The organism is Porphyrobacter sp. CACIAM 03H1 (assembly GCF_002215495.1).
Taxonomy (GTDB): Bacteria; Pseudomonadota; Alphaproteobacteria; order Sphingomonadales; family Sphingomonadaceae; genus Erythrobacter.
This window is the reverse complement of sequence record NZ_CP021378.1, coordinates 1678193-1692307: the sequence shown is the minus strand read 5'-3', so window position 1 is coordinate 1692307 and position 14115 is coordinate 1678193. Positions and strand designations below refer to the sequence as shown.

Here is a 14115-nt window from a genome sequence, read left to right as displayed (position 1 = left end):
GACGCCATTCCGTGAAACACGTCCTTGCCATCTCGACGCTCTATCCCAACCCGGTCAATCCGCGGTTCGGCACCTTCGTCGCGCGCTCGCTGGAGACGCTGGCGAAGCGCGGCGACTGGCGGGTGACGGTGGTCAGCCCCATCGGCCTGCCGCCGCTGGCGCTGGGGCGCTACCGCCCGCTCGCCACCCTGCCCGAGATCGCCGAGGAAGGCGGCATCACCATTCACCGGCCGCGCTTCACCCTGATCCCGCGCATCGGCGCGCGTCGCAACGCCGCCGCCATCGCGCGTGCCGTCCTGCCGCTGGTGCAGCGCATCCATGCAGCAGCGCCGATCGACGTGCTCGACGCGCAATTCTTCTTCCCCGACGGCCCCGCCGCCGCCGCCATCGCGAGGGCGACGGGCCTGCCGCTCTCGATCAAGGCGCGCGGGAGCGACATCGCCTTCTGGGGGGAGCAGGATTTCGCCCGCGAACAGATGCTCGATGCGGCGCGCGCGGCGACGGGGCTGCTGGCGGTGAGCCGCGATCTGGCCGGGCAGATGGCGGCAATGGGGATGGATGCGGGCAAGATCACGGTGCACTACACCGGGCTCGACCGCGACCGCTTCCGCCCCTTCGCCCATCCCCAGCTGCGCCGCCAGCTTTCAGAGGAACTGGGCTTTGCCCTGCCCGACAAGGCGCCGCTCCTCGCCTGCGTCGGGGCGCTGATCGAGCGCAAGGGCCAGGACATCGCCATCGCCGCGCTGAAGGCGGTGCCCGAGGCGCGGCTGGTGCTGATCGGCAAGGGCGAGGACGAGGCCCGCCTGCGCGCCCTCGCCGCGCGCGAGGGGATGGGAGAGCGGGTGTTCTTCGCCGGATCGATCGATCACGACCTGATGCCGCTGATCCTCTCGGCTGCCGACGTGATGGTGCTGCCGACCGTGAGCGAGGGGCTCGCCAATGCCTGGGTCGAGGCGCTCGCCTGCGGGACGCCGGTGGTGACCACCGATGTCGGCGGGGCGCGCGAGCTGATTTCCTGCGACACCGCCGGGCGGCTGGTCCCGCGCGATCCGGCGGCCGTGGCGGCGGCGGTCAACGCGATCCTCGCCGACCCGCCCCCGCGCGAGGCGGTGGCGGCGCTGACCGAGCATTTCAGCTGGGAGGCCAACGCCGCGCAGCTCGCCGCGCATTACGAGAGGTTATCGGCCGCCTGACGGCGGACAGACCTATCCCTCTCCGCGAGCCAGCTTCTCCTGCCGATCGGCGGCGTTCTCGGTCGGCACGAAGCTGTTCGAGGTCACCCCCATCCAGATCAGCAGCGGGCCGGCCATGTAAATCGAGGAATAGGTCCCGATGAACAGGCCCACGGTGATCGCCGCGACCATGCCGAACAGGCTCGGCGGGCCGAAGATCAGCAGCGGGATCAGCGCCACGAACAGCGTCAGCGAGGTCATCACCGTGCGCGCGAGCGTCTCGTTGACCGACAGGTCGAGCAGCTCGTTCATCGGCATCTTGCGGTACTTCTTGAGGTTCTCGCGGATGCGGTCGTAGACGACGATGGTGTCGTTCAGCGAATAGCCGATGATCGCGAGGATCGCCGCGACGATCTGGAGGCTGAACTCCATCTGCGTCAGCGCGAACAGGCCGAGCGTCACCGACACGTCGTGCACCAGCGCGAACATCGCGCCGACGCCGAACTGCCATTCGAAGCGCACCCAGATGTAGATCGAGACCGCCGCCATCGCCGCCAGCAGTGCGAGGATCGCTGAGTTGCGGAACTCGCCTGCGACCTTGCCCGAGACGGTGTCGTTGCCGTCCTTGCGCGCGTCGGGATATTCGGCGGCAATGGTGGCGATCACCCGGTCGCCGATCGCGGTCGCGGCGCCCGGCGTGTCCTCGGCCCCCTCGGGCAGGGGAACGCGGATCGAGACCTGGTTGGGCGCGCCGAATTCCTGCACCACCGGCTCGCCGTAGCCGAGGCCGCCGACGAGTTCGCGCAAGCTCGGGATGGGCGCCGTCTCGCGCTCCTCGAAGGTCATGCGCACTTCCTGCCCCCCGGCGAAATCGACGCCGAAGTTGAGGCCGTTGACCGCCACCGCCGCCCAGCTGCCGAAGATCAGCACGAGGCTGAGCACGAAGAAGGGCACGCGCAGCTTCAGGAACTTGATGTTGGTGTTGTCGGGGACGAGCTTCAGGAGTTTCATGGGGGCGCGCTCCTCAAATGACGATGTCGTTGGGGCGCGCCTTGCGCAGCCATCCGGCGACGAACATGCGGGTCAGGGTCACGCCGGTGAAGACCGAGGTGACGATGCCGATGATCAGCACCACCGCGAAGCCCTTGACCGGCCCCGAACCGAAGGCGAACAGCGCCACGCCCGAGATGACGTTGGTGAGGTTCGCGTCGAAGATCGCGCGGCTCGCTTCCTTGTAGCCAGTCTCGACCGCGGCGACGACCTTGCGCCCCCGCGCGCGCTCCTCGCGGATGCGCTCGTTGATGAGCACGTTGGCGTCGACCGCCGCGCCGATGGTGATGACGAAGCCGGCGATCCCCGGCAGGGTCAGGGTGAAGCCGCCCAGCGCCATGATCCCGAGCAGCATCAGCACGTTGAACACCAGCGCCACCGTGGCATAGACCCCGAAGCGGCCATAGGTCGCGATCATCAAGGCGATCACCGCGAGGCTGCCGATGCCCATCGCGATCAGGCCCTTGCGGATCGAGTCCGCGCCGAGGTCCGGCCCGACGGTGCGTTCCTCGACCACCGCCAGCGGCACCGGCAGCGCGCCCGAACGCAGCGCGATCGCGAGGTTGTTGGCGCTTTCGGGCGTGAAGCTGCCTGAAATCTGCGCGCTGCCGCCGATGATCGGCTCGTTGATGTTGGGCGCCGAGAGCACCTGCCCGTCGAGAATGATCGCGAAGGGCTTGTTGACGTTCTCGGTCGTCAGCTTGGCGAACTTGGCCCCGCCCTGCGCGTCGAAGGTGATGTTGACGATGTTCTGGTTGGTCTGCGGATTGACCCCGGCCTGCGCGCCCGTGAGGTTCTCGCCGCGGATCCCGCCGAGGCGGCGCACCGCGAGGAAGCTGCCCTGTTCGGGCGTGCCCGGCGCGAAGGGGAAGATCTCGCTGCCCGCCGGCGCGATCCCCGCCTGCACGTTGCTGGGCAGGGCGTTCAGATCGACCAGCTTGAATTCGAGCTGCGCGGTCTGGCCGACCAGCGCCTTGAGCGCCTCGGGGTCCTGAAGCCCCGGCACCTGCACGACGATACGGGTGTCGCCCTGGCGGATGATGGTCGGCTCGCGCGTGCCGAGTTCGTCGATGCGGCGGCGCACCACCTCGGTCGCGCTCGCCATTGCATCGTCGATCGCCTGGTTGACCCCCGCATCGGTCTGGCTGAGCACCATCCGCTGGCCGTCGACGACGTTCAGCTCCCACTCGCGCACCGTGGTCGCGCCCTGCATCGCCGGCTCGATCAGCCCGCGCGCACGGTCGATGTCAGCGGCGTTCTCGAGGATGAAGGACAGCTGCCCGCCCGCGGTCGAGACATCGCCGATGCGGATGCGCGGCTTGGCGTTGCGCATCAGCTGGCGGACGGTCTCCTCCATGTTCTCGAGCCGCTGGGCGCGCACGTCGCTCGCCTTCGCCTCGAGCAGCAGGTGCGAGCCGCCGGCAAGGTCGAGCCCGAGGTTGACCTGCGGGTCAGGCAGCGCCGAAGGCCAGTCCAGCCCCGAGACATTGAACAGCGAGGGCAGCGCCAGCAGCGAGGCCGCCAGCGTCAGCGCCCACAGGCTGAGCTTTTTCCAGAGGGGAAAGTCGAGCATTGCGTCAGGGTCTCACACGCAAGGAAAAGGGGTGCGGCGCGCAGGCGGGGCCGGCGGCCGGATCAGTCGTTGGCGGGCGAGCCGCCGGGCGGGATGATGTCGCCGAGCGTCGCCTTGATCGCCTTGACGCGGACATTGGGGCCAAGTTCGAGCTCGGCATAGGTGTCGTCGACCTTGACGACCTTGCCCACGAGCCCGCCCGCGGTGACGACCTGGTCGCCCTTCTTGACCGCGGCGATCTTCTGTTGGTGCTCCTTCTGCCGCTTCATCTGCGGGCGGATGATCAGGAACCAGAAGATCGCGATCATGCCGATGATCGGCAGGAAGCTGATCCAGGCGGGCGGGGCAGCGGCGGCGCCCGCTCCGGCGGCGGCGAGAAGGTCGATTGTCATGCGAATAAAGCCTGTCGGATCCCGTGAATATCGTGCGAGGCGTGCGCCTCGTGCGTCCAAGTGGGCGCGCCTAGCAGCAATGCAAGGAAGCCGCAATCATGGCGCCCGAGAGCGTTGTGAACCGGCCACACCCCGTCCCCGCCCAAACCCGCTTGCCAGCCCCCAACTGCCGCCCTATAGGCGCCGCTCCACTGGTGTCGGGACGTAGCGCAGCCTGGTAGCGCATCACACTGGGGGTGTGGGGGTCGGAGGTTCGAATCCTCTCGTCCCGACCAGTGGTTTCCTCCTCTTCACGGCTTTGATGCGCCGCGCGGCGGCGCGATTGCACGGCGGCGGCGCGCGCGGTAGGCTGTGGGTCTTCGCCTCTCACGAAAGCCGTGCCCGTCCCATGAGCCGCTGGCGCCTTGCCGCCCCCGTCGACGATATCCGCGAGGCGCTGCTGGCTGCGCCCGTGCTGCCGGAACGCTTCGCCATCGCCACGCTCGTGGCGGTCGACGGTTCGGCGCCGCGCGATGTCGGCGCGCAGATGCTCGTTACCGACAGCGAGCACTGGGGCTTCCTCTCGGGCGGCTGCATCGAGGACGATGTCGCCCGCCACGCCCGCACAGCCCTCGCCGAGGGCGCGCCGCGCCTCCTGCGCTATGGCGAGGGCAGTCCGTGGATCGACATCCGGCTCGCCTGCGGATCGGGGATTTCCGTGCTGGTCGAGCCGGTCGCGGCGGCGGAACCGGCGGTCGCGGCGCTGCTCGATGGCTGGCACGCGCGCCGCGCGGTGCTGTGGTCGAGCGACGGCGTCACCCGCCGCGCCGAAGCCGCAGGCGAGGCGCCCGTCGATGCCTGGGACGGCGCGCGCTACACCCGCCTGTTCGCGCCCCCGCTGCGCCTCGTGCTGATCGGCGAGGACGGGGCGACGCTCTCGGCCGCTGCGCTCGCGCAGGCGATGGGCTGGCAGGTGGCGCTCGTCACCCCGGGCGGGCCGGAGGCTGCCCCCTTCCCCCGCATCGCCTATCATCGCGGCGATCCGGCGGCCGCGCTCGCGGCGATCGGGATCGACCGCTGGACGGCGATCGCGGTGCTCTCGCACGACCGCGAGGACGACGAACGCGGGCTTGCCGCCGCCTTGTGCAGCGAGGCCTTTCACGTCGGTGCGATCGGCGCGCGGGCGCGGCTCGAGGGCCGGATCGCGCGGCTGCGCGCCCACGGGGTGAGCGAAGCGCAGATTGCACGGCTGCGCGCACCGATCGGGCTCTACGGCTTCGGCAAGGCCCCGCGCGAGGTCGCGCTGTCGGTGATCGCCGAGGTCGCGCAGGCCTTCCACGCGGCGGTGGCGGCGGCGAGGTCGGCAGGCGTGTCGATGTCGAGCAGCACGCCGCTGTCGGCGGTTTCGAGGTAGGCGACCGCCTCGGGACGCGCCTTGAGCAGCGCGGTCGCGCCGGTGTCGCCCTCCAGCTTGGCGAGATCGGCGAAGGCAGCGCGGGTGAAGGCGACCGGGTGGCCCGGCTTGCCCGCATGGCGCGGCCTTGCGGCATATCCCGCCGCTTCCGCCGCCGCCGCGAGCGGAGCCGAGAGCGCAACCGGCACCAGCGGCATGTCGCCGAGAAAGACGCACACACCGCGCGCTTGCAGCGCCAGCGCGGCGACCCCGGCGCGCAGGCTCGCGGCCATGCCCTCGTCCCAGTCGGGGGCGTCGACGATCCGGCAGGCGAGCCCCTCGAGGGCCGGGCGAAGCGAGGCTCCATCGGCACCGGTGACGACGACAACCTCGGCGAAACCGGCCCCGAGCACGCGTTCGGTGACCCGCCGGATCACCGGCGCCCCCGCCAGATCGGCCAGCAGCTTGCCGCCACCGAAGCGCCGCCCCGCCCCGCCGGCGAGGATCAGCGCCGACCAGCCGTCGAGGCTCAAGCCTTTGCCTGGGCAAGCACCGGCAGGTTGCGGATCCGCTTGCCCGTCGCCGCCGCCAGCGCGTTGGCGAGCGCCGGCGAGGCAGGCGGCAGGCCGGGTTCGCCGATCCCGCCGGTCTTGGCCCCGCTGTGGATGAAGTGCACGTCGATCTGCGGCGGCGCGTCGGCGAGCTTGAGGATCGGGTAGTCGTTGAAATTGCTCTCAACCACCGCGCCCTTGTCGAGCGTGACCGCCTCGCCCATCGCCGAGGACAGGCCCATGATCAGCCCGCCCATGATCTGCGCCTCGGCATTGAGGGGGTTCACCGTGGTGCCGCAGTCGACCACCGCAAAGGCTTTCAGCACCTTGGGGCTGCCGTCGTCCTTGACGCCCGCCTCGATCACCTCGGCGACGATCGTGCCGAAGCTCTCGACGATGGCAATCCCCCGTCCCGTGCCCTCGGGCAGGGGCGTGCCCCAGCCCGAACGCTTCGCCACCTCGTCCAGCACCTTCACGTGCCGGGAATCGGCCGGGAGATGCTTGCGGCGGAATTCGTAGGGGTCCGCCCCTGCCGCCGCCGCCAGTTCGTCCATGAAGCTTTCGGTGTAGAAGCCCAATTGCGTCGCGTTGACCGAGCGCCACGGCCCGTCGATCTGGTTCGACTGGTAGGCGAAGTGGCGGCGCGAGGTCGCGGGCAGGTTGTAGATGAAGGGCACCTCGCCCTCGGCATTGCCGCTCTGGGCGTAGTCGATCCGCAGTGCGGTGATCGCGCCATCCTTCACCGCGCCCTTGAGCCGCGCCAGCGATTGCGGGCGATAGGTGCCGTGGCGCAGCTCCTCCTCGCGGCTCCAGACCAGCTTCACGGGGTATGGCACCTGCTTCGCCAGCAGCGCCACCTGGTCGATGATCTCGACCAGATCGGGGAAACGCCGGCCGAAGCCGCCGCCCATGATCATCGGGGTGAAGATCACGTCGTCGACCGAAAGGCCGGCGGCCTTCGCCGCCTTGGTGCGGGTGCTCAGCGGGTCCTGCATCCCGCCCCACAGGTGCAGCTTGCCGTCCTTGAAGTGGCCGGTGAGCGCGAAGGGCTCCATCATCGCGTGGTGGAGGAAGGGAACGCGGTATTCGGCCTCGACCAGCTTGGCACCGGCCGCACCGAAGGCCGCATCGACATCGCCCTCGCCGCCCTCGTTGTCGGCCTTGCCGCCGGCGATGAGCTTGCCCTGCGCGGCGTAGATTGCCGGGGTCGAGACCGCCGCATGGCCCCCGTCGGAGAACCTGGGCGAAAGCGCATCGAGGCCCTTCTTCGCCGGCCAGTAGCCCTTGGCGACGACGATCACCGCGTCATCGAGCTTCACCACCTTCTCGACGCCCTTCACGGCGAGCGCGGGCGCCTCGTCGACGCTCTCGAGCTTGCCGCCGCGCACCGGCGCTGCCGCGATGGTCGCGACGCGCATCTCGGGCAGGGTGAAGTCGATGCCGTAGATCGCGCTGCCATCGACCTTGGCGGGGATGTCGCGCCGGGCGACGGGCTGGCCGATCAGCTTCCACTGGTCGCGGGTCTTGAGAACGGGGTCACTCGCCAGCGACCTTTCAGCCGCGCCCGCGGCAAGCTCGCCATAGCGGAGCGACTTGCCCGACCTGGCATGGGTGACGACGGAATCGGCGGTAGTCAGCTCGCTTGCAGGTACGCCCAGCCGGTCGGCCGCTTCCGCGACCAGCGCCGCGCGCACCGCCGCGCCGGTCTTGCGCATCCCGACCTCGCCGGTGAAGCGGATCGCCGAGGAGCCGCCGGTGATCTGCAACGGCATCGAGCGCGCCATCATCCCCACCACCGCGTCGGGCAGCAGCCCCGCGACGGTCTGGCCGACCATCTCGGGCAGGAAGCCCTTGGCCAGCGCCGCATTGGCGAAGGCGAGATCGGAAGGGGCCTGCTCGACCTTCACCTTGTCCCAGGCGGCATCGAGCTCGTCGGCCAGCATCTGCCCGAGCGCGGTGTGCGAGCCCTGCCCGAAATCGATGTGCGGCGAGTAGACCGTGACGGTGTCGTCCTCGGCGATCTTCATCCAGGTGGCAAAGCCGTGCTCGCCCTCGCCAACGGTCAGCGCCTTGGCCTTGGCCTTCACGCTGCTGTCGGTCCACCACACGCCGAAGATGCCGCCGCCCACCAGTAGCGCCGAACCTGCGAGGAAGATGCGGCGCTTGACGCCCTTCTTCTTCGGCTTGTCCGCCGGGGCTGCGGTTTCGGGCCCCTTGGTTTCAGGCACGTCGAGTTCGGGATTGGGATTGTCGGCCATCACGCGTCTCCCTGCTGGGCGGTGGCGGCGGCGCCGGTCGCCGCGAGGATCGCCTTGCGGATGCGCGGATAGGTGCCGCAGCGGCAGATGTTGGTCATTGCCTCGTCGATCTGCGCGTCCGAGGGCGTGCCGACCGCCTCGATCAGCGCGACCGCGGCCATGATCTGGCCCGACTGGCAATAGCCGCATTGCGGCACCTGCGCATCGATCCAGGCCTGCTGCACCTTGTGGAGCGTCCCGTCGGCGGCCTTGAGCCCCTCGATCGTGGTCACCGCCTTGCCGGCGACCTCGGAAAGCGGCACGCTGCACGAGCGGGTCACCGCGCCGTCGACATGGACCGAACAGGCCCCGCAGGCCGCGATGCCGCAGCCGAACTTGGTTCCGGTCATGCCGAGATCGTCGCGCAGGACCCACAGCAGCGGCGTGTCGGCCTCGGCCTCCACCTCGACCTGCTTGCCGTTCACGGAAAATGCGATTGCCACTGCCGGCTCCCCCGCTGGATGGTTATCCCGTCTCATATAGCAACCGGATCGTCGCGGAGCCAATGGAAAGAGACGCCGCCCGGGCAAGCCCGCTTCGCGCATTCACGTCCATCGGTCAGACGCCCCATTGACGGGCAACGCTGGTCGATACCCGTGGCCGCTTCGACGAGGCCGCCCGCCCTTGCCTCTCGACAGCGCAGGGCGCTTGGGGGCAAGGGCTGCCGATGATTCCACGCATTCCCGGACGTTCGATGCTTCTGGCGGCTGCCGCCGTCCTGCCCTGCGCGGGCGGTCTGGCCGCGCCGGCGGCAGCGCAGGACGCGCCCGCCGCGCCCGAACCGGAAGCCGGGACGGCTGCGACTGCCCCGAGTGGCGCCAGCGCGACCACCCGCAGCACCTTCCTGCCCGCCGATTTCGCCCGCTTCGCCCCGCGCAGCGCCTTCGACATGGCGCGCAACGTCCCCGGCTTCTCGATCCAGGAAGGCGACGGGGCGCGCGGGCTCGGCCAGGCGGACACCAACGTGCTGATCAACGGCCGCCGGATCTCGGGCAAGTCCAACGGTCCGACTGAGGCGCTGCGGCGCATCCCGCTCGAGGATGTGGTGCGGCTCGAACTGGTCGATGGCGCCAGCCTCGGGATCGGCGGGCTGACCGGGCAGGTGCTCAATGTCGTCACCAGCGCCAGCGGACGGGTGAGCGGCCAGTTCCGCTACAACCCCGAATTCCGCACCTTCGGCACCCCGGCAAGGTTGTTTCAGGGCAGCATCGCACTCGCCGGCGGCGGCACGAAGAACGAATGGAACCTCGCGCTGCGCAACGATTCGAACCGTCGCGGCAACGAGGGGCCGGAAGAGGTGTTCGACGGCAGCGGCATGCTCGTCGCGTTGCGCGACGAAAAGCTCAATGTCGACACCGACCGCTTCGGCCTGTCCGGCTCCTTCACCCGCAACGCCGACAATGGCGCGATCCTCAACCTCACCGGCCAGGTGCAGGGCTACCTGTTCCGCGAGCGCGAGATCTCCCTCCAGCGCCCGCCCGGCGGGACGCTCGACCGCACGCGCTCGCTGCGGCGCACCGAGGACGAGTTCAACTACGAGATCGGCGCCGATTACGAGTTCGGCTTCGGCCCGGGTCGCCTGAAGCTGATCGGCTATCACCGCTACGAGGACAGCCCCTTCACCAACACGGTGCTGACGACCTTCACCGACGGCACCCCCGTCACCGAAACACGCTTCGTGCAGGACGCCGACGAGGGCGAGACGATCCTGCGGTCGGAGTATTCGGTCGGTGCTGGCGGCGGCAATCTCGTCGCGGCGGTCGAGGGCGCGCGCAACCATCTCGAGATCGTCTCGGCCCTGTCGGCCCGCGATGCGGCGGGCGTGCTGCAACCGGTCGACCTTGCCGGATCGAGCGCGCGGGTGGACGAGGATCGGGTCGATGCGGGCCTGACGTGGAGCCGCGCACTGGCGGCCAACCTCCAGCTCCAGCTTTCGGCGGGGGGCGAGTATTCGCGCATCAGCCAGTCGGGCCCCTTCGGCCTCACCCGCAGCTTCTGGCGGCCCAAGGGCTTCGCCGCACTCGACTGGAAGGTGACGCCGAACCTCAACCTTGCCGGGCGCATCGAGCGCGTGGTCGGCCAGCTCGATTTCTTCGACTTCATCGCCTCTGTCGATCTCGATCAGGACCGCGCCGACGCGAGCAATGCCGACCTCCGGCCCGAGCAGAGCTGGCTCTACGACGTCGAGGCGAGCTGGCGGATGGGCGCGCTCGGCAACCTGACGGTGAGCGCCTATCTCGAGGACCTCGTCGACGTGGTCGACCAGATCCCCCTGCCGGGTGGCGGACAGGCGCCGGGCAACCTGCCCTCGGCGCGGCTCTACGGGATCGAGGGTCAGACGACACTGCTGTCGGACGGGCTCGGCTGGAAGGGCACCCGCGTGGACCTCACGCTGGGCTGGAACGAGAGCTCGGTGCGCGATCCGCTCCTCGGTTTCCTGCGCCAGGTCTCGGGCAACGAGCTGTTCACGCTCGAATTCCGCGTGCGTCACGATGTCCCGAACAGCGACTGGGCCTTCGGCACGCGCGGCGACTGGACGAAGAATGTGCGCAACGTGCGGCTCGACGAAATCTCGCTCAACCAGCCGAGCTTCGCGCAGATGTTCGCCTTTCTCGAGAACAAGGATGTGGCCGGCATGACGGTGCGGGCACGGGTCGGCAACCTGCTGGGCCAGCGCGACCGCTTCGAGCGCACGGTCTTCACCGATCGCGCGGCCGGCATCGCCGCCTTCAGCGAACGCCGCGACCGGCGCTTCGGGACGATCGTCAGCTTCGATATCGAGGGTTCGTTCTAGGCTTGTCGCGCTGACTTGCGCTCCGTAAGCGGCGGGGCAAGAGAGGAACCCGACATGGCACGGACGACACCGACCCCGCCCCGCATGCGTTCATGGCTGTTCGCGCCGGGGGACAGCGAGAAGAAGATGGGCAAGGCGATTGCCGGCCCGGCCGACATCGCGCTGATCGACCTCGAGGATTCGGTTTCCCCCGAGAACAAGGCGGCCGCCCGCGCGATGGTGGCCGAGACGATCGCGGCGGAGGATGGCCGGGCGCGGCTGTGGGTGCGGATCAATCCGGTCACGACGTCCGACTGCATCGCCGATCTCGTCGCGGTGATCCCCTCGCGCCCCGGCGGGTTGTTCCTGCCCAAGGCCGAAGGGGCCGCCGACATCACCCGGCTGCACCACTACCTGACCGCACTGGAGGCCGCGAACGGCATTCCGCAGGGGCGCACGCTGATCGCGGCGCTCGTGACCGAGACCGCGGCGGCGATGTTCCGGACGGGCGACTATGCGGGGGACTATCCGGGCCGTGAGCGGCTGGTGGCGATGAGCTGGGGGGCGGAGGATCTGTCCTCCGCACTCGGCGCGCGCGAGCAGCGAGGGCCGGACGGGGAATATTCGCACACCTACGAAATGGCGCGCAGCCTGTGCCTGATCGGCGCGGCGGCGGCTGGCGTTGCGGCGATCGAGACGGTGCAGCCCGAGTTCCGCGACCTCGACGCGCTGGCCGCGCGCGCGCGGCGGGTGCGGGCGCAGGGTTTCCGCGGGATGCTGGCGATCCACCCCGCGCAGGTCGAACCGATCAACGCGGCTTTCACGCCCAGCGCCGAGGAACTCGCCCACGCCCGCGCGGTGGTGCAGGCCTTTGCCGACCATCCCGGCGCAGGCGTGGTGGCGCTCGACGGAGCGATGCTCGACCGCCCCCATCTGGTGCTGGCGCAGCGTTTGCTCGCCGAGGCGGATGCTGAATAGGTTAAATCATTTTCCTACTCTAACCTATTTGGTCATTTCTTGGCGCGACTCACCTTTGAAGGAGCGCGCCCATGTCCCTCGTCGACGTCCTTGTCGGACCCATCGCCTCGATCATCGACAAGATCATCCCCGACAAGGAGGCCCGCGCCAAGGCCAAGCTCGAACTGATCGCTCTCGAGGGCACGCAGGAGATGAAGATGATCGAGGCGCAGCTTCTGGCGATTGTCGCCGAGGCGAACTCGAAAGATCCCTGGACCAGCCGCGCCCGCCCGAGCTTCCTCTATGTCATGTACATCCTGCTGCTCGCCTCGCTGCCGATGGGGGTGCTCTCCGCCTTCGACCCCGCCGCCGCTCGCGAGATCGCGGCGGGGATGAACGCCTACCTGGCAGGCCTGCCCGAGCCGCTCTACGCGCTCTTCGGCACCGGCTATCTCGGCTACACTGCGGCGCGCCAGTGGGGGAAGGTCAAGGGTGTGGACCGGTAGGGGATTTCCAACCGTGCCGCCGTGACCTAAGCCGTCGCGGATCGGCGCGGGAGAGACCGGCATCATGCCCATCGTCAGGCTATTCAGGGTTCGCATCCACGCCGACCTGCACGCCGAATTCGCGGGCAAGTTCGCCACGTTATCCGTCGATGCCGTGCGAGGCGCCGAAGGCGCTTTGTCAGTCGAGATCCTGAAGCCGGCGCGCTGGGCGCCCGACGAATACCTGATGATCTCGCGCTGGAGCGACGAAGCCGCGCTCGCGGCATTCGCCGGCGAGGACTGGAACCGCGCCGTGATCCCGCCGGGGATGGAACGCTATGTGGCCGATTGCTCGGTCCATCACTACACCACCTGGGAAGAGGCCTGAGGCGCCCTTCCCCCTGCGGCTGCACGGCGCTATCCCTGCCCCATGACCAACCTCGTCTACGTCCTCAACGGCCCCAACCTCAATCTCCTCGGCACCCGCGAGCCGGAGATCTATGGCACCACCACGCTCGACGACATCGCCGGGATGCTCGAGGACCGCGCCCGGGAACTCGGGCTCGAGATCGAGATGCGCCAGACCAATCACGAAGGGATGCTGGTCGACTGGCTTCACGAAGCGCAGGCCGAAGGCGCGCGGGCGGTGCTGCTCAATGCGGCGGCCTACACCCACACCTCCATCGCGCTGCTCGATGCGATCAAGGCGATCCGCACGCCGGTGATCGAGGTCCACCTGTCCGACCCCAAGACCCGCGAGCCCTTCCGCCACCTCTCCTATGTCGGCATGGGCGCGGCGCTGACGGTGGAGGGCCACGGCGCGCGTTCCTACCTCATCGCACTCGAAGCCGTAGCGGCAGGCAAAGTCTGAAATCGTCACCGGACTTTCACATTTTGCACCGCTGCCACTTGCCTGCCGCAATTGGCGGCAATAGACGCTCGCGGTCTACGGTCGCACCACACAGCAAGGGGCATACATGGCAAATGACGCTGGCCAATCCGGCAAGGCAAACGGGCGCAAGTCGGGCATGAACATCGACACCGCACTGGTGCGTGAACTGGCCGAACTGCTCAACGAAACCGGCCTGACCGAGATCGAGGTCGAGGATGACGATCGCAAGATCCGCGTCTCGCGCGGGGCGGTGGCCGCCGCCGCTCCGGTCTATGCCTCCGCACCGGCCCCTGCGGCCGCCGCGCCCGCTCCTGCCGCCGCCGCACCTGCTCCGGCCGAACCGGCCGCACCCGCCGGCCCCGATCTCGCCAACGCGGTCAAGTCGCCGATGGTCGGCACCTGCTACCTCGCCCCCGAACCGGGCGCGGCGAACTTCATCGCCGTCGGCAAGCCGGTGAAGGAGGGCGACACCCTGCTGATCGTCGAGGCGATGAAGGTGATGAACCCGATCACCGCGCCCAAATCGGGCACTGTGACCGCGATCCTCGTCGACAATGCCCAGCCGGTCGAATTCGACCAGCCGCTGGTCGTGATCGCGTAA

13 protein-coding genes, 1 tRNA gene and 1 pseudogene are annotated in these 14115 nt (G+C 69.2%); 9 read left to right on the top strand and 6 right to left on the bottom strand.

The genetic code is table 11. The features are described 5' to 3' along the window. Positions 1–11: 11 nt before the first annotated feature. A complete protein-coding gene (locus tag CBR61_RS08030; RefSeq protein WP_088913891.1) occupies positions 12–1193 on the top strand; it encodes a glycosyltransferase in 1182 nt (393 codons plus the stop codon). Between the two features lie 12 nt (positions 1194–1205). On the opposite strand, the gene secF is transcribed toward CBR61_RS08030, so the two are convergent. The 3 genes from secF to yajC form a co-directional block, all read right to left on the bottom strand. Next, entirely contained in the window at positions 1206–2183 is a 978-nt protein-coding gene (secF, locus tag CBR61_RS08025; RefSeq protein WP_088913890.1) for a protein translocase subunit SecF, read from the bottom strand. Positions 2184–2196: 13 nt separating this feature from the next. Beyond that, a complete protein-coding gene (gene secD / locus CBR61_RS08020) occupies positions 2197–3795 on the bottom strand; it encodes a protein translocase subunit SecD (RefSeq protein WP_088913889.1) in 1599 nt (532 codons plus the stop codon). Positions 3796–3857: 62 nt separating this feature from the next. Next, a complete protein-coding gene (yajC, locus tag CBR61_RS08015) occupies positions 3858–4187 on the bottom strand; it encodes a preprotein translocase subunit YajC (protein ID WP_088913888.1) in 330 nt (109 codons plus the stop codon). 198 nt (positions 4188–4385) lie between these two features. Here yajC and CBR61_RS08010 point away from each other — a divergent pair. After that, positions 4386–4462 (top strand) — tRNA-Pro (locus tag CBR61_RS08010). A 113-nt stretch (positions 4463–4575) separates the two neighbouring features. Next, positions 4576–5580 (top strand): XdhC family protein, encoded by a 1005-nt coding sequence (locus CBR61_RS08005; RefSeq protein WP_088913887.1) that lies wholly within the window; start codon positions 4576–4578, stop codon positions 5578–5580. Between the two features lie 26 nt (positions 5581–5606). Here the strand turns inward: CBR61_RS08005 and CBR61_RS17150 are convergent. The 3 genes and pseudogenes from CBR61_RS17150 to CBR61_RS07990 form a co-directional block, all read right to left on the bottom strand. Next, positions 5607–6092, bottom strand: a pseudogene (locus CBR61_RS17150) (nucleotidyltransferase family protein); the annotation flags it as partial. Next, positions 6089–8368, bottom strand: a complete 2280-nt coding sequence (locus CBR61_RS07995) for a xanthine dehydrogenase family protein molybdopterin-binding subunit (RefSeq protein ID WP_088913885.1) — start codon at positions 8366–8368, stop codon at positions 6089–6091. The gene CBR61_RS07995 and the pseudogene CBR61_RS17150, both read right to left, overlap by 4 nt. Continuing rightward, entirely contained in the window at positions 8368–8850 is a 483-nt protein-coding gene (locus CBR61_RS07990; protein ID WP_324616831.1) for a (2Fe-2S)-binding protein, read from the bottom strand. The genes CBR61_RS07995 and CBR61_RS07990 overlap by 1 nt, the downstream gene beginning before the upstream one ends. A gap of 224 nt (positions 8851–9074) precedes the next feature. Here CBR61_RS07990 and CBR61_RS07985 point away from each other — a divergent pair, with 224 nt between their 5' ends. The 6 genes from CBR61_RS07985 (at position 9075) to accB (ending at position 14115) form a co-directional block, all read left to right on the top strand. Further along, complete coding sequence (locus tag CBR61_RS07985; protein WP_088913884.1) at positions 9075–11201, top strand: TonB-dependent receptor plug domain-containing protein; 2127 nt, start codon at positions 9075–9077, stop codon at positions 11199–11201. 54 nt (positions 11202–11255) lie between these two features. Continuing rightward, positions 11256–12158 (top strand): HpcH/HpaI aldolase/citrate lyase family protein, encoded by a 903-nt coding sequence (locus CBR61_RS07980; protein WP_233996918.1) that lies wholly within the window; start codon positions 11256–11258, stop codon positions 12156–12158. Positions 12159–12229: 71 nt separating this feature from the next. Then, the gene (locus CBR61_RS07975) at positions 12230–12643 is read left to right on the top strand and encodes a holin family protein (protein WP_088913882.1); all 414 of its coding nucleotides are present in this window, start codon (positions 12230–12232) and stop codon (positions 12641–12643) included. A 64-nt stretch (positions 12644–12707) separates the two neighbouring features. Further along, positions 12708–13010 carry an antibiotic biosynthesis monooxygenase family protein gene (locus tag CBR61_RS07970; RefSeq protein ID WP_088913881.1) on the top strand — a complete coding sequence of 101 codons (303 nt, stop codon included), beginning with the start codon at positions 12708–12710 and terminating at the stop codon, positions 13008–13010. A gap of 42 nt (positions 13011–13052) precedes the next feature. Continuing rightward, entirely contained in the window at positions 13053–13493 is a 441-nt protein-coding gene (locus CBR61_RS07965; protein ID WP_088913880.1) for a type II 3-dehydroquinate dehydratase, read from the top strand. Between the two features lie 106 nt (positions 13494–13599). Next, positions 13600–14115, top strand: coding sequence for an acetyl-CoA carboxylase biotin carboxyl carrier protein (gene accB / locus CBR61_RS07960; RefSeq protein ID WP_088913879.1), 516 nt, complete (start codon positions 13600–13602; stop codon positions 14113–14115).

Excerpts from the sequence above, each read along its gene's own strand:
- CBR61_RS07975 (WP_088913882.1), top strand. The coding sequence starts at position 12,230 with ATGTCCCTCGTCGACGTCCTTGTCGGACCCATCGCCTCGATCATCGAC.
- secD (WP_088913889.1), bottom strand. The coding sequence starts at position 3,795 with ATGCTCGACTTTCCCCTCTGGAAAAAGCTCAGCCTGTGGGCGCTGACG.
- CBR61_RS07995 (WP_088913885.1), bottom strand. The coding sequence starts at position 8,368 with ATGGCCGACAATCCCAATCCCGAACTCGACGTGCCTGAAACCAAGGGG.
- CBR61_RS07985 (WP_088913884.1), top strand. The coding sequence starts at position 9,075 with ATGATTCCACGCATTCCCGGACGTTCGATGCTTCTGGCGGCTGCCGCC.
- secF (WP_088913890.1), bottom strand. The coding sequence starts at position 2,183 with ATGAAACTCCTGAAGCTCGTCCCCGACAACACCAACATCAAGTTCCTG.
- CBR61_RS08005 (WP_088913887.1), top strand. The coding sequence starts at position 4,576 with ATGAGCCGCTGGCGCCTTGCCGCCCCCGTCGACGATATCCGCGAGGCG.
- accB (WP_088913879.1), top strand. The coding sequence starts at position 13,600 with ATGGCAAATGACGCTGGCCAATCCGGCAAGGCAAACGGGCGCAAGTCG.
- CBR61_RS07980 (WP_233996918.1), top strand. The coding sequence starts at position 11,256 with ATGGCACGGACGACACCGACCCCGCCCCGCATGCGTTCATGGCTGTTC.
- CBR61_RS07970 (WP_088913881.1), top strand. The coding sequence starts at position 12,708 with ATGCCCATCGTCAGGCTATTCAGGGTTCGCATCCACGCCGACCTGCAC.
- CBR61_RS07965 (WP_088913880.1), top strand. The coding sequence starts at position 13,053 with ATGACCAACCTCGTCTACGTCCTCAACGGCCCCAACCTCAATCTCCTC.
- yajC (WP_088913888.1), bottom strand. The coding sequence starts at position 4,187 with ATGACAATCGACCTTCTCGCCGCCGCCGGAGCGGGCGCCGCCGCTGCC.